11 protein-coding genes are annotated in these 14,728 nt (G+C 34.7%); 4 read left to right on the forward strand and 7 right to left on the reverse strand.

Annotated features, from left to right (window positions below; all coding sequences use genetic code 11):
* Positions 1–135 precede the first annotated feature (135 nt).
* Together J2Y38_RS03505 and meaB are read left to right on the forward strand one after the other, a co-directional pair.
* Positions 136–1,440 (forward strand): redoxin domain-containing protein, encoded by a 1,305-nt coding sequence (locus J2Y38_RS03505; protein ID WP_309839606.1) that lies wholly within the window; start codon positions 136–138, stop codon positions 1,438–1,440.
* Positions 1,441–2,324: 884 nt separating this feature from the next.
* Positions 2,325–3,422: a methylmalonyl Co-A mutase-associated GTPase MeaB gene (meaB, locus tag J2Y38_RS03510; protein WP_309839608.1), complete on the forward strand. Its 1,098-nt coding sequence runs from the start codon at positions 2,325–2,327 to the stop codon at positions 3,420–3,422.
* Positions 3,423–3,439: 17 nt separating this feature from the next.
* On the opposite strand, the gene J2Y38_RS03515 is transcribed toward meaB, so the two are convergent.
* From J2Y38_RS03515 to J2Y38_RS03530, 4 genes are all read right to left on the reverse strand, one after another.
* Complete coding sequence (locus J2Y38_RS03515; RefSeq protein WP_309839610.1) at positions 3,440–3,991, reverse strand: hypothetical protein; 552 nt, start codon at positions 3,989–3,991, stop codon at positions 3,440–3,442.
* A gap of 268 nt (positions 3,992–4,259) precedes the next feature.
* On the reverse strand, positions 4,260–6,194 hold the full coding sequence (locus J2Y38_RS03520) for an LTA synthase family protein (RefSeq protein ID WP_309839612.1): 1,935 nt from the start codon (positions 6,192–6,194) through the stop codon (positions 4,260–4,262).
* A 203-nt stretch (positions 6,195–6,397) separates the two neighbouring features.
* Positions 6,398–6,625 carry a hypothetical protein gene (locus tag J2Y38_RS03525; protein ID WP_073484329.1) on the reverse strand — a complete coding sequence of 76 codons (228 nt, stop codon included), beginning with the start codon at positions 6,623–6,625 and terminating at the stop codon, positions 6,398–6,400.
* A 150-nt stretch (positions 6,626–6,775) separates the two neighbouring features.
* Positions 6,776–8,161, reverse strand: coding sequence for an MATE family efflux transporter (locus tag J2Y38_RS03530; RefSeq protein WP_309839615.1), 1,386 nt, complete (start codon positions 8,159–8,161; stop codon positions 6,776–6,778).
* Between the two features lie 190 nt (positions 8,162–8,351).
* On the opposite strand from J2Y38_RS03530, the gene J2Y38_RS03535 reads away from it, so the two are divergent.
* Positions 8,352–8,876 carry a hypothetical protein gene (locus tag J2Y38_RS03535; RefSeq protein ID WP_309839618.1) on the forward strand — a complete coding sequence of 175 codons (525 nt, stop codon included), beginning with the start codon at positions 8,352–8,354 and terminating at the stop codon, positions 8,874–8,876.
* Between the two features lie 184 nt (positions 8,877–9,060).
* Here the strand turns inward: J2Y38_RS03535 and J2Y38_RS03540 are convergent, their stop codons facing one another.
* From J2Y38_RS03540 to J2Y38_RS03550, 3 genes are all read right to left on the reverse strand, one after another.
* Complete coding sequence (locus J2Y38_RS03540) at positions 9,061–10,839, reverse strand: cytochrome c peroxidase (RefSeq protein ID WP_309839620.1); 1,779 nt, start codon at positions 10,837–10,839, stop codon at positions 9,061–9,063.
* 96 nt (positions 10,840–10,935) lie between these two features.
* Positions 10,936–12,402, reverse strand: a complete 1,467-nt coding sequence (locus J2Y38_RS03545) for a hypothetical protein (RefSeq protein ID WP_309839622.1) — start codon at positions 12,400–12,402, stop codon at positions 10,936–10,938.
* A 282-nt stretch (positions 12,403–12,684) separates the two neighbouring features.
* Entirely contained in the window at positions 12,685–13,563 is an 879-nt protein-coding gene (locus J2Y38_RS03550) for a PPK2 family polyphosphate kinase (RefSeq protein ID WP_309839624.1), read from the reverse strand.
* A 297-nt stretch (positions 13,564–13,860) separates the two neighbouring features.
* Between J2Y38_RS03550 and J2Y38_RS03555 the strand changes: the two genes are divergently transcribed.
* Positions 13,861–14,697 carry a DUF6929 family protein gene (locus J2Y38_RS03555; protein WP_309839626.1) on the forward strand — a complete coding sequence of 279 codons (837 nt, stop codon included), beginning with the start codon at positions 13,861–13,863 and terminating at the stop codon, positions 14,695–14,697.
* The last annotated feature ends 31 nt before the right edge of the window (positions 14,698–14,728 follow it).

The raw sequence follows: 14,728 nt of genomic DNA on the forward strand, positions 1-14,728 counted from the left end.
AGCAATTAATGCTTTCAGGATTAAAAAAATGAATTACCAAAAGGCTGTTACGCTTTTCATTTCCTGCTTATAGGCAGGAATGGAGGGCGTTTCGGTATTTTATAAATTTTAATAAAAATTAAACAGATAAAAAATATGAAAAAAATATTAATAGGAGGTTTTGCTGTTTTAAGCATGCTGACTTCTGTATATTCACAAACCATAAATATCAACTATCCTCCTAACGCAGGAAAGCAATATGCATTTATACTGGACAAAGGAGGTAAAAAAGACACTATTACCACAGGTAAACTTGACTCGGCTGGTAAAACAGTACTTGTTGTCCCGGCTGCCCAAAAAGGGTATGCAGGTATTTTGCACTTTGCACTTATAGATGGTGTTGGTCTGGATTTTATTGTAAACAAGGAGAATTTTAGTATTTCCTGTCCGGAAGAACAGCCTAATTTTGAGAACCTTAAATTTACAGGTTCGCCGGAGAATGATTTTTTAAATCAAAAAATGCAGCAGCAAAAAGCAATTCTTGACAAAGTCGGTTTTGTACAATATGGTCTTAATTTATATAAAAAAGAAGAACCATTGTATGCCGCTTTCCAAAAAGAAAATGAAAACCTGCAGCAGCAATTTACCACACTTAGAAACGAAACCGCAAATAGTCCTTTATATGCCGCACGTTTTATAGAAATTTACCGTTTTTTAATGGGCATAAGCAGCAGCTTTAACCAGCCGGAAGAAGAAAAAGCAAAAGAGTTAAATCTTTTTGTAAAAGAAAAACTCGATATGCAGGTTCTCTACAACAGCGGTTTCTGGAATCAGGCAATCGAAGGCTGGGTGAATTTACAAAAAATGGTAATTAAAGACGATGCTGTTTTACTAACAGATACCAAACAAATCATGTCGCGCATAAAAAGCAATGAAATCTACACCGCTTTTACAGAAAAAATCGTGGCTGTGTTTACCAAAGAAGGAAAAGATGATTTAGTAAACGCCATAAGTCAGTATGCAGCAAAATCAGGAAAGTTAGAAAAACCAAGTAAAAAATTAGCAAACACTATTAATGCTCCGGTAATTGGTAATTCGGCGCCCGCTTTGCAGACTGCGGCAGGTAAAAAAACAATCAATAAAAAGACTTTATTATTCTTTTACGAATCGGGCTGCAACAACTGCGAGAATGAAATTCACCAGTTATTAGGCAATTACGATATTGTAAAAAACAAAGGCTACGAAATAATAAGCGTAGCCGCAGACATGACCAAAGATGCCACAGACGGCCATGATCACACTTTCCCGTGGAAGGAACAGTTGTGCGATTTTAAAGGTTTTGCAGGTCCAAACTTCCAAACCTACGCCATAATAGGAACCCCAACTTTTTTTACTATTGATGAAAAAGGTAAAATCACTGGGAAATATGCGAGGTTAATTGATACAGAAATCCTTAAATAATTAACAATTAATAATTGATAATTAATAATTGTTTTGTCACCCTGAGCGAAGTCGAAGGGCGCAAAGTAGCTCCGCAATAAAAGTCAGACCCGACAGGTTTTAAAAACCTGTCGGGTCTCTTTGTGTTAAAACAATGTCAAAGATCCGTCTGTGTCATTGCGAGGAACGAAGCAACCGCACTAACAATGACAGCGCTTATATCTAAGTGAGATTGCTTCGTTCCTCGCAATGACATGCGGTGCGGTTATACAATCTTTGTCGAGCTTCTTGCGTGTCCTTCGACTTCGCTCAGGATGACAAACGGTACGGTTACAATCGGCACGTACAGTCATTGCGAGGAACCAAGCAACCACACTACAATGACAGGCGCTTATATACTAAGTGAGATTGCTTCGTTCCTCGCAATGACATGCGGTGCGGTTATACAATCTTTGTCGAGCTTCTTGCGTGTCCTTCGACTTCGCTCAGGATGACAAACGGTACGGTTACAAAATCGGCACGTACAGTCATTGCTAGGAACGAAGCAACCGCACTAACAATGACAGCGCTTATATACTAAGTGAAATTGCTTCGTTCCTCGCAATGACATGCGGTGTGGTTATACAATCTTTATCGAGCTTCTTGCGTGTCCTTCGACTTCGCTCAGGATGACAAACGGTACGGTTACAAAATCGGCACGCACAGTCATTGCGAGGAACGAAGCAACCGCACTAACAATGACAACGCTTATATACTAAGTGAGATTGCTTCGTTCCTCGCAATGACATAAAAATTCGTGTAAATTCGTGCAATTTGTGGCAAACCTAACAACCCGCAATTTCAAAGAAATCCTTTTTTTGAAACTCTTTTTGTTTTCAGTACTTTTACAATATTAAAAAAGTATTTTGTCAAGTTTAAAGAAACAGTCGGGCAGTTTAACTGAAAAAGCTGGAATTTCATCTCCTGAAATTACCAATGTTTCGGCTATCAATCAAATTAAAAACAAACGCAGGCAGCAGCCTTCTGCTTCTGAATTAATCTCTGGAATTCTTTCCGGAAATATAACCGCATTAAGCCGTGCGATTACGCTTATCGAAAGCACCAATCCCGATCATGCCGCAAAAGCAGACCAGATTATAAAAGGCTGTCTTCCGTATGCCAATAAATCAATCCGCATAGGAATTACAGGTGTTCCCGGTGTTGGAAAAAGTACTTTTATTGAGGCTTTTGGAACTTATTTGACTCAGGCAGGAAAAAAAGTGGCTGTTCTGGCCGTTGATCCCAGCAGTTCGATTTCCCACGGAAGTATTCTGGGCGATAAAACCCGAATGGAAGAACTGGTAAAAGATGAAAATGCTTTTATTCGTCCAAGTGCATCTGGAGAAAACCTGGGTGGTGTTGCCCGTAAAACCCGAGAAACGATTATTTTATGTGAAGCCGCTGGTTTTGATACGATAATTATAGAAACGGTTGGTGTGGGACAAAGTGAAACTGCTGTTCACAGTATGGTTGACTTTTTTCTTTTATTAAAAATTTCCGGCGCAGGCGATGAACTTCAAGGAATTAAACGCGGTATTATGGAAATGGCAGATGCCATCGTTATCAATAAAGCTGACGGTGATAATATCAAAAAAGCCAATCAGGCAAAACTGGAATTTAACCGTGCTTTGCATTTATTTCCTCCAAAAAAATCAAACTGGCAGCCCAAAGTCACGACTTGCAGTGCGATTACAAAAGAGGGTATTTCGGAGATCTGGAACACGATTTCTGATTATTTTGAAATGACAAAAGAAACGGGATTCTTTCAGGAAAAAAGAAACGAACAAAACCATTTCTGGATGATGGAAACGATCAACGAACAATTGAAATCAAATTTCTTCAATCAGCCTGTGATTATGGAGCAAATGGAACAAATCAAAAAAGCGGTGCAAAATGATGAAATATCACCTTTTGCAGCCGCCCAGTTTTTATTAAGTGAATATAAAAAGCTCTTAATACCTTAAAGCTTTTTTAATTTCATTTACTTCTCATTTACATTAATTGCAATTCTATAAGCTCCTTCACTTTCTTCAATAGAATATTTACCAGGAGTTAAAATATCTGAATTGAACTTAAGAGATTTAACTAATTCCGGTTGTATAATCTGTCCTTCAGGTATTACATAAACTCTTCCATTTCGCAATAATCCCTTTTTATGTTCTTCGGTTAAAGCACTTTTTTGAATTGTCATAACAAATTTATCGGCTTCATTTGTAACACGTACTGGTGTTCCGTCGTTGTCTGGCTTAGAAAAGCTATATTTTATCCACTCGTAAAAAACAAAATTACAAAATCCTTCCGGCTGACTGCAGTCAATATTATGCGCTCCCCAGGCTTGCACAATAACCCCTTCATAGTGAGGTAAATATCTTTGAGTATTGGGCTGATTTTGCTGTTCTGTTTTTGATGATTCCGCATTTTGATCTTCGCTTGAATCGTTGTTACAGCTTATAAAAAAAACTGCTAACACAAAAACTAACATCACTTTTAATACTTCAGATTTTTTAATCTTTTTTTGTTGTAAACTTTTCATAATAAATAATTTAATTGACCCTTACTCTATTACTGGCTTTTCAGGTTACGCCTTTTGGTTTAGTATAGATCAATTAAATTTATTTTTTGTTACCTGTTTTGTTTGAATTTTAACACAAAAAAAAGCTGCTAAGTATGAAATTACATACCTAACAACTGTAGTTCAAAAAACATTAAGATTTTTTATTCACCATATAAGTAATATAAGTTCATTTAAATAGCGCACGCCAAAACTTAAATTTTCTTATATTACTTATATGGTGAAAAACCTATTTTTTTCTTAGCTTATATTTATTTTCCTTGTATAAATTCCCTGCTGTAATAACATGTGCTAACGCATCTTTTGCTAATTCTTCGTTTAGTTTAACCGGAATTAAAGTTGTATCGTTTTTAATTTCAAACTGAAGCGGTTTTAAATTTGGCTGCATAATTACAACCTGATTCTCTACCCTAAAAGCGTTGATATCGTTAAACTGCATAATCGATCTTCCCTGCACTTTTGGATCTAATTTATTTAGATTTCTACCTACCATTGGTGTTTCAAACGAAAGTCCTAAATAACTCAACAATGTTGGCGGAATATCGATTTGGCTTGCCAGTCTGTCATAAACAGCACCTTTTGGAACTCCAGGCCCCATGATGAATGCCGGAATATGGAATTTGTTTATTGGTACTAAATTTTTTCCGTAAGTTCTGGTGTTATGATCTGCGATTACAATGAAAATTGTGTTTTTAAAATACGGTTCTTTTTTAGCCATTTCGAAGAATTTACCAATCGAGAAATCGGCATATTTCATGGCGTTATTTACCGTTGCCGCTTTTTTATCAAATTGTTTTATTCTTCCCGCAGGATATTCAAACGGTTCGTGGTTTGAAGTCGAAAACATTAAAGAGAAAAATGGTTTGTCTCCTTTTGATTTAAAATAATTATTGGCTTTGGTTACTAAATCTTCATCAGAATAACCCCAAGTTCCCTTGAAAGCGTATTTATTTCCATCTGATTCAAAATCTTCCTGATCTACAATATCGCTGAAACCGTTTCCGTTGAAAAATGAAGCCATATTATCAAAATTCGCCATTCCGCCATAAATGAAACTGGTATCATAACCTTTTTGTTTTAAAGCATCAGCAAGCGTGAAAAATCCTTGTTGTGAGTTTCCTAGTTTTACCACACTTTCAGACGGTGACGGTAAAAATCCCGTTACAACAGCTTCGATTCCGCGAACACTTCTGGTTCCTGTGCAGTATAAATTGGTAAACAATAATCCTTCTTTTGATAATTTATCAAATTCTGGTGTCAACGGTTTTCCACCTAAAATTCCAACATATTCTGCGCCTAAACTTTCTTGTAAAAATATCACCAAATTATATGTTTTTTTCTTAACAGAATCCGGCTGCTGTACATGCAGAAACGGAATTTCGGCATCTGTAAAATCTGTCGGGCCGGCGATCATGTATTTTTTTACACGGGCAATGGCTTCGGCTTCATCCATTTTTCCGTACATTTTTGTGTTTCCTTCATTCTTAATTGAATAAGCGGCAAAGGCAACAGTATAAAATGAATTTAATCCTAAAGTATTTGTCAATTGATCTGTAGAGAAAACAGCATTACTGGCATTAATAGGACGTTTTGAAGTAAGACTTGAACGCGCTCCAAAAAACAATAAAAAGGCTACTAATGGAAAAGCGATTAGTTTGAATTTATATTCAGTGCTTGTAGTATGAAAATATTTTTTTCCTTTTTTGAAAGCAAAATAAATGACAACCCCAAGAATCAGGAAAGTTACAATGATAGAAGTCAAATAACTTTTTAAAAGCATTCCAACCACTTCTTTAGGATAAATCAGATAATCTAAGAAAATCTTATTCGGACGTGTGTCGTATTGTTTTACGAAATCCGGCGAAGCTAATTCTACAAAAAGAATCAGAAACAGGAATAAGAAACTGTAAATTACTAAAAAACTATTGGTGAATTTCAACCATTTATTTGGCAGAAAAGTAATTAAAACGGCCGGCAGAAAAGACAAATAACAAAGTAAAATCAAATCCATTCGCAAACCGATTGGGAAGATATACCAGAAATCAGGCGTCTGCTCTACCCTTTCTTTAAAAAGGAAAAATAAAAATATTCGGCTTAAGGTTGTAATCAGTAATCCGATTAATATAAAATTGAAAATAGGTTTTAAATAACTTAATTTTTTCATTAGATGATTTATATTAGTTTTTGGTTGAGATTATGAAGTTGCAAAGTTTTTGTTTCACGCAGATTTTAAAAGATTTAAGCAGATATACGCAGAAATTTTTATAGCAATTTTTAAAATTAAATCTGCTTAAATCTGCAAAATCTGCGTGAGAAAATCCCGGAAACATTGAAGACGCACTACTGTGCGTCTCTACATGTGCGTCTTTACTCTTCGTAACGGTTTATTTCTCTGTCGTAAAATTCATTGGCTTTAACGATAAGACCTTCCATTTCGGCATTTAATTCTGCTTCATCAAGATCTTCTGCTTCTTCCATAAATTCAACCTCATCATCTTTTAAGTTGATTATAAATCTTGGGTAATCAAGGTGAATGATAAAAATATCATCTGGAAAATCAGTATTATCGCCAAGTAAAAATTTAGGTAAGTCCATTTTATCTATGTTTATTTTTTTAATTTATAATGTTTGTTTTTGGCCCACAGATGTCACAGATTAATACAGATTAAACAGATTTTATTAAAAAACACAGCGTTCATCTGTATTAATCTGTGACATCTGTGGCCTATATTTTAAGTTTCAAATTTAGTTATTTGCAAATGAATTTGAGATTAATTTCTTTGTAAGGTAATGAAAGCGCATGTACAGGAAAATTGCCGCTGTGGTTAATCCTGCCAAAAGCCCTATCCAAACGCCCTGCGCCTTCCAGTCTGTATATTCTCCCAAATAATACGAAATAGGAAAACCAATAACCCAATAGGCTACAAACGTAATGTACATGGGGATTTTAACATCCTGCAAACCACGTAAAGCTCCCAGAACCACAACCTGAACTCCATCTGAAATTTGGAAAATGGCAGCGATCAATAATAATTTTGAAGCGATTTCGATTACTTCGGTATTGTCTAAAATTTGTCCGCTGTTTTCCATATTTAAGAAGATATGCGGGAAAAAATCATGAAAAACGACAAACAGAAACGCGAAAAATGTTTCGATTACAATGGCAAGCAAAAATATAGAACGCGCCACAACAACGAGGTTTTTATAATCCTGCAATCCTCTTTGGTTACTTACCCTAATCATCGATGTTACGCTTAACCCCATCGCAAACATAAAAGTAAGTGACGATAAACTCAACGCAATTTGATTGGCCGCCTGACTCGTTTTACCAATATTACCGCAAAGCCAGATGGAAGCGGTAAACAAAACGACTTCAAAAAGCATTTGCATAGCAGACGGAAATCCTAAGTTTATTATTTTTTTAAGCGTTGCGCTTTTAATTTCGCTGAAGCTGAAATTTTTAAAAAAGTGTTTTAAGTCATTTCTTCTTGACAGCATAATGTGCATGAACATTACCAAAAATATTCTAGAAATTACGGTACCAAGTGCCGCACCGATAATTCCCATTTTAGGAAAAATCCAAATACCGTAAATCAACACATAATTTATACCTACGTGAAGTACGTTTGCCATAATCATGGCGTACATCGAATATTTAGTCATCGATTTTCCGTCGGCGAATTGTTTATAACCCTGATACATTACTAAAGGAATCAGCGAGAAAGCAACCCAGTCTAAGTACGGTTTTGCGAGTACAATTACTTCTTTAGGCTGTTCTAACAATTCCATTAATGGTTTTGCTAAAACAATTAAAGTAAAAAGCAATAACCCAATAATGGCGCATAAAAACAAACCGTGATGAAATGCAGATCTAATTTTGCCATCGTTTTTTTCGGCATCGCCTTCGGCCACAATGGGCGTAATGGCTGTCGAAAAACCAATTCCTAATGACATCGCAATAAAAATCATACTGTTTCCAAGTGAAACTGCCGCCAATTCAGTACTTCCTAATTTCCCTACCATTATATTATCGACAATACCTATTAAGGTATGCCCAACCATACCTAATATAATAGGATATGCCAGTCTGAAATTATACGAAAACTCTTTGGTGTACTGCTTTAGATTCACTTTGCTGCTTTTTTAGTGGGCAAAGATAATCAGAAGCTTCGAATTCTATCCTATTAATAAAAAGATAAGCCAATTTTAAGGCTAAAATTAGCATACCGTAATATTATATAACGATTTTTAAAAATTATATAACAAGTCCAAAAGGCCTCTATTCTACTTTTACATTATTAATAATTCAAAGATATATGCCATGAAAAAATTACAGTTTATATGCCTCGCTGCATTCGCATTTTTATATTCTAATGCCAGTTTTGCTCAAGATAATGCAGCAACAAATTACGATCAGGGTTTTAGATTAGGAATTGGTTTAAACGGAGGTATCCCAACTGATACTGACGATTATGATTTTTCACTTGGTGGAGACGTTCGTTTACAATATGACTTATCTAAAAGAACATCTTTGACATTAACTACAGGTTTTACAAACTTGTTTGTGGGAGGTAAAGATGAATTAGGAAACAACATAAAAGATTTGGGATTCATTCCTGCAAAAGCTGGTTTTAAAGCTTTTTTCTGGGAAGATCAATTTTATGTTCTGGGTGAAGTAGGTGCCGGTTTTGCAGTAACAAACGGGTATAATGACACCACATTTTTATGGGCTCCAGGAATTGGGTATGCCAACAAATACATTGACGTGAGTGTCCGTTATGAGGACTATGACAAGTTCAATACCAATCAGGTTGCGCTTCGTTTAGCGTATGGTTTTGATCTATAAAAAGAAAAGGTTTATTTTATTTTTTTGTTTTTGGTAACAAACCCGGAAGTTTTCATAGTCTTCCGGGTTTTGTATTTTATAGCAATTCGTATTTCCTAAAAAAAGTAACCCGACAGGTTTTTAAAATCTGTCGGGTTTGTATATAACGTTGAAAAATTATCTAATGATCAAATTGACACATTATTTAATTCTTATTTAAGAACTTTTTATCTGTCAATGTTTTCATAAAAGCAATCAGCTGCTTTTTTTCTTTATCAGATAAATTCAATTTGTCTTCGGGTAATGTTTGATTTGGTACATCAAATCCTAAACCTAGCCCTCCGCCCAGATCATAAAAGTCTATAACTTCTTCCAGCGTTTTATAAACACCGTTATGCATATATGGAGCCGTAAGTTCGATGTTTCGTATCGTTGGGGTTTTAAACGAATTTTTATGAATGGCAGCCTGAGTAATTACAAACTTTCCTAAATCGCCATCCAGTTTTTTGCTTTTATTGGGAACTCCTAAAATTTCACTTTCAGATTTATCAAAATTTGGCGGAACCGTTCCGTTTGTTAACGGAATAAAATGACAAGTTGCGCATTTGCCTTTTCCGGCAAATAAATTAAAACCTGCTTTTTCATCTGCAGTAAAAGCTGTTTTATTCTGCATATAATTATCAAATTTTGAATCATAATGACTTAAAGAACGAATATAAGATGCCAAAGCGTTTTTGATAGCAAATTCGTTTATTTCACCTTTTGGAAAAGCTTTTTTGAACTCTTTTACATAGTCAGCATTTTTTTGAATCGCTAAAGCTGATTTCTCTAAAGATCCATGCATTTCGTTTTCATTTTTAATTACTGCAACTGCCTGATCTTCGAGATAACTTACTCGCGAATCTGTAAAAAACACACGCTGAAAAGCAATATTTGTAAGCGTTGGCGTATTACGCTGAATCATTGATTTTCCGTCTAATGTAACAGCTCTTTCTAATCCGTCTGTAAAAGCTTTATCAGCATGATGACACGAAGCACAGGAACGGGTATTATTTCCTGACAAAATTGGGTCATTAAATAACTTTTTACCAAGAGCAATTTTTTCCGGCGTTGTTTGATAATCAGGAAAACCTGAAAAGGCTTCGGGATCAAAGGCGTCTTTATCAAATAACGTTTGGGCTGTTGGTTTTAAACCTCTTTGTTCTTTCATTAACGGAATTTCTAATTCCGCCTGCGTTTTATAAAGTCCTTTACTTAACGGATTTAAAATTTCTTTGATAAAATAAGCGCGATCAAATGCATCAAAATTGTTATTCGTCTGCAGATATTTTTTTCCTTTTTCTAAAACTTCAAGTACTTGATTGGAATTTGAAACTTCTTTGTTCTCCAGATAAACACGGTAGTATTTTTCGATTGTTTCCAAAGACACCGAAGCTTCCGGAAGTGAGTTTAGCACAACCGGCGAATCAAATCCTGTAATTCCCAAAGTAATAATTCTATAAACTTCTAATCGCATGGCATCAAAAACATGGGCATCGGTCAATTCATTTGAATTTGAAACTTTTTCTAACCGAATTAAATTAGCTGACAAAACACCTAATTCCTGAAGCAGTTCTTTTTTATTGTTTTTATCGTATTTCGGAAAAATTAATTCTTCAACAACCTGAAATCCTTCGGGCTGAACAGTTTTATTATCATTTTCTTCAAACTCAGGTATTGATGGTCCGTTGATCGATTTAGAAACGGCAGGCGAATAATATTCGCTTAGCAATTCAACTTTTTTATAGCTTTTGTGTCCTTCTAGAAATTGTTTCTGAATTTGCGCTTCTGAAGCATCAGATGCTACTGAATGTTTCAGTTCATTAACTTTTTCGATTAATAAAGTAATGTCTTTTTGAAACAATGTATTTATTTCCTGATGTTTGCTTTTTTTCTGACAAGCAGCAAACACAAGCAGGAATAACAAACAATATATTTTTTTCATGGTGTAATGACAATTAAAAGAGGAATAGGTAGAAAAAACAGAAACCACTACCTCAAATTGAAATAGTGGATAACTGTTTTTTGATAACTTAACAATTTATCTTGCCAAACCTTGTATAACTACAATTTGACTTGCCTGGTTTTCTTCAGGACGGTTTGCTCCGCCATCAGGTTTTAAATATTTTGTACCAGTCCATGAGTGAGGCTGTATACTTAACATAAAAGTATCTGGAATACCTAATTGTTCAGAAACATCAATTAATCCTCCATATTCCCAAACTCCTTTTTTGCTTGGATCAAGGTCTTTTGTAGCTACGTTATATTTAGCTGCATCTGCTGCCGTACGACGGTGGTCTAATTCTACTACAACTTTCAAACCTTTTGTAGCGATATTATATTGATAGATATAAGCGTCGTGCGTTTCATCTCCGTATCCGTTGGCATCTTCTTCAATGTAAACGTAGTTTTTAGTCACACAAATGTTATCCGGATTTTGGAATTTACCAGCAATTCCGCTGCGGTTATCACCGTCAAGAATCACTTCAAGAGTTCCTTTTAATGGATCAGCCGCATCAAGATTTAATCTGTAAACTCTACCGTATTTAGTTCTTGAACCATCAGCATTAGTTTTATTAATATCTTGTCCTGTTACATTAAAATACAATTCACGATCTGCATTATCTCCGCCTTTACGGTAATCTAAATCTTCTACACGACCAAATTTAACCGCTTTCAAAGTATTTACAGCCGCATTAATCTGCGCACCTGTAAGCGTTTTATGATCGTCAATTTTCACAAAAGAAACCGGATAAGTTTTACCAGTCTCCATATCTTTTTCTCTCTGGTTATCGTCATTTCTTTTTAGCATATACAAAGAACCATTGGTTAAATCACCCACAGTATTTGCTAGATACATAAAAACCTGACCTCCGTAAGTTCCAGAATCGTCATCGCCAATTACAACAACCGTTTTACCTTTGTAAGCAGAAGAACGCAATGGCAAAGCATTCTCTGCACTTAAACGTCCGAAACTTGCTAATTCTTTAGATACAGATGCTGAACCTGCACTTCCGTAAGGATCTAACGCATGTGTACGAGATTCTTCTCCAGATTCTCCACAAGTTAAATAAACTGGTCCAAAACCATGTTCTGCTTGTGTAGCCATAGTTGCGCCGCACAATCTCCAGGTTCCTCCGCTAGAATTTAACAAATATTCCCCTTTAGTAGGTTTGAATGTTTTGTCTAGTGTAATTCTTGAAACCGAAAAGTTGTCTTCATTGTTTACTAAAAAAGTAAAAGTTCCGTCCGTATTCTTCAATAAACCAGAACCATCTGCAGAACCTCCAAAAATATATTTTGGACTATCTGGAAAAACGTCATCTGAACTAAAAAGAGAATAAATCTTAAGATTTTCAAAACCTACCTGAGCCTTTAATAAACTTGGCGTTACAGATTGGTCTTTTAACACAACACTTGTTGTTTCTGTTTCGTCTTTAGAGTCGTTGTCATTACAAGATGTAAGCACCGAACCTAAAATAAGTAGAGGTAAAATAATTCGTTTCATTTAGCTAAATATTGGTTTTTATTTTTTTACAAAGTAAATCCCTACTCTTTAACTTAAAATGACTTATACATTATCAAAAAAATAAGGCTTTTAGCCAAAACACCTTACAGTATCAAAAAAATTAACATTAATTTAGTAATACAAAATACACTTAAACTTGCAGTAACATAAAAACGAAAAAAGAGTCTTACTTTATGACTCCCAAAAATAAACCCGACAGCTTTAATCTGTCGGGTTTGTTGAAAAATTATCTAATGATCAAATTGACACATTATCTAATTCCTAACTTTTCTCCAAAGTCTTCTTGTACGTTTCAAAATTGTCTTTAATCTCTTTAGGCAATTCCGGAACCTGAATATCGGTGTATTGTTTCATTTCTTCCCAAATAATTTTCGCTACAATATAACGCGCCATATCTTTATCATCTGCAGGAATTACATACCAAGGCGCATTTTCTGTCGAAGTCTCGTTTATCGCTTCTTCATAATATTGCTGGTATTCGTCCCAATGTTCACGCTCTTTTAAATCGCCTGGAGAAAATTTCCAGTTGTGTTTTCCTTCTTCTAAACGGCGCAGTAAACGATTCTTTTGTTCGTCTTTACTTAAATGCAGAAAAAACTTCATGACAACAGTTCCGTTTTGAGTAATGTGTTTTTCGAAGTTATTAATCTGTTCAATTCGGTTTTTCCAGAATTTAGGTTTAATATCGTCAACCGAATTAATTCCCGGTAAATTCTCTGCCAAAATAAATTCAGGATGCACTCTTGTCACCAAAACATTTTCATAATGCGTTCGGTTAAAAATCGCAAACTTTCCTTTTTCCGGCAAAGCAATATAATGACGCCATAAATAATCGTGTTCCAGTTCAGTCGAATTTGGCGTTTTAAAACTATGTACCACAACCCCACGCGGATTAAATTCTTTAAAAACTTCTCTAATCAAACTGTCTTTCCCTGAAGTGTCCATTCCCTGAAGGCAAATTAAAACTCCATATTTATTATGCGCATACATTATATCCTGAAAATCGCTTAATTTTTCTTTTACTTTTTCCAGTTTATCTTCTTTTTCATCATCATCGGCATCAATATCTAATAAAGTTGGAAATTTACTTAATTTAATTTTATCTGTGACTTTAAAATCTTTCGGGTCTATTGATTTCATATTTTTTGATTTTCATTTTTAAGAGGTAAAATATGTTATCGCTTTTCATTTATGCATTACTAAATGACTTTTTCAAAACAGCGATTTCATATTTTCAAATTTTGTATCATAAATATAGTAATTTTACGAAGCATATTCCTGCTATTCATTGCAATACTTTTTCAATAAATTGCTTTTTTCCAAAGCCATAACAAGAGCTTCCGCTGGTCGCTTTGTTCTGTCAGGAAAAAACTCAATTTCTTTTCAAAGTATTTCCATTACTATCAGGGCTAGGCAATTATTTTCAAAACAACATTCATGGAAAAATTCACATTAGAAATATTATTTCAAATCATCGGAATCGGTTCGGCATCAGGATTATTTTATAACAATGATGCACTTTATATTATTGGTGACAACAGCGGATTCTTATACGAATACAATATGCAGAACCAGCAGTTAAACCAACATCCTTTAATTGATAATCCAACGCAAAATATTCCGAAAAATCTAAAACCCGATTTTGAATCTTTAACACATCATAACGATACACTTTATGTTTTTGGTTCCGGTTCTACCGAAAACCGAAACAAAATGATTGAGTTTAATATTAAATCAAAATCCGTTTTACAAAAAAACAATTTAGTCGATTTATATGCCGTTATGCAGAATTTCGGTTCTATAAAACCAGAAGATTTCAATCTGGAAGGAGCCGTTTTTGATGGCGAGAACTGGTATTTATTCAACCGTGGAAACGGAATTTCAAACAAAAATACCATTTTTACCATTCATGCGAAAAGTCTTGGAGATGAATTTGCTTTGGTTGCAACCAATTATAAACTGCCAAAAATAAAAGGCGTTCGTTCCAGTTTTACGGATGCTATTTTAGTGGAAGATAAAATCTATTTTCTTTCTACTGCCGAAGACACAAAATCAACTTACGACGATGGAGAAATCTTAGGAAGTTTCATTGGAAGAATTGATCTTAAAACCATGAAAATTGATTTCACTCAAAAAATAACTTCAACTAATAAATTTGAAGGTTTGACTTTTTATAAAAAAGAAAATAACAAAATTGAATTTTTACTTTGCGAGGATAATGATACGGAACTTTTAGAGACTAAGATTTTTAAATTGACTTTGTCGGTAAAATAAGAATTACACAAGTATTTCGATTCCAATAGTA

Source organism: Flavobacterium sp. 2755 (assembly GCF_031455715.1).
Lineage (GTDB): Bacteria > Bacteroidota > Bacteroidia > Flavobacteriales > Flavobacteriaceae > Flavobacterium.

Coding starts and splice junctions, on each gene's coding strand:
- J2Y38_RS03505 (WP_309839606.1), top strand. CDS start 136: ATGAAAAAAATATTAATAGGAGGTTTTGCTGTTTTAAGCATGCTGACT.
- J2Y38_RS03515 (WP_309839610.1), bottom strand. CDS start 3,991: ATGAAAAGTTTACAACAAAAAAAGATTAAAAAATCTGAAGTATTAAAA.
- J2Y38_RS03520 (WP_309839612.1), bottom strand. CDS start 6,194: ATGAAAAAATTAAGTTATTTAAAACCTATTTTCAATTTTATATTAATC.
- J2Y38_RS03525 (WP_073484329.1), bottom strand. CDS start 6,625: ATGGACTTACCTAAATTTTTACTTGGCGATAATACTGATTTTCCAGAT.
- J2Y38_RS03535 (WP_309839618.1), top strand. CDS start 8,352: ATGAAAAAATTACAGTTTATATGCCTCGCTGCATTCGCATTTTTATAT.
- J2Y38_RS03540 (WP_309839620.1), bottom strand. CDS start 10,839: ATGAAAAAAATATATTGTTTGTTATTCCTGCTTGTGTTTGCTGCTTGT.
- J2Y38_RS03545 (WP_309839622.1), bottom strand. CDS start 12,402: ATGAAACGAATTATTTTACCTCTACTTATTTTAGGTTCGGTGCTTACA.
- J2Y38_RS03550 (WP_309839624.1), bottom strand. CDS start 13,563: ATGAAATCAATAGACCCGAAAGATTTTAAAGTCACAGATAAAATTAAA.
- J2Y38_RS03555 (WP_309839626.1), top strand. CDS start 13,861: ATGGAAAAATTCACATTAGAAATATTATTTCAAATCATCGGAATCGGT.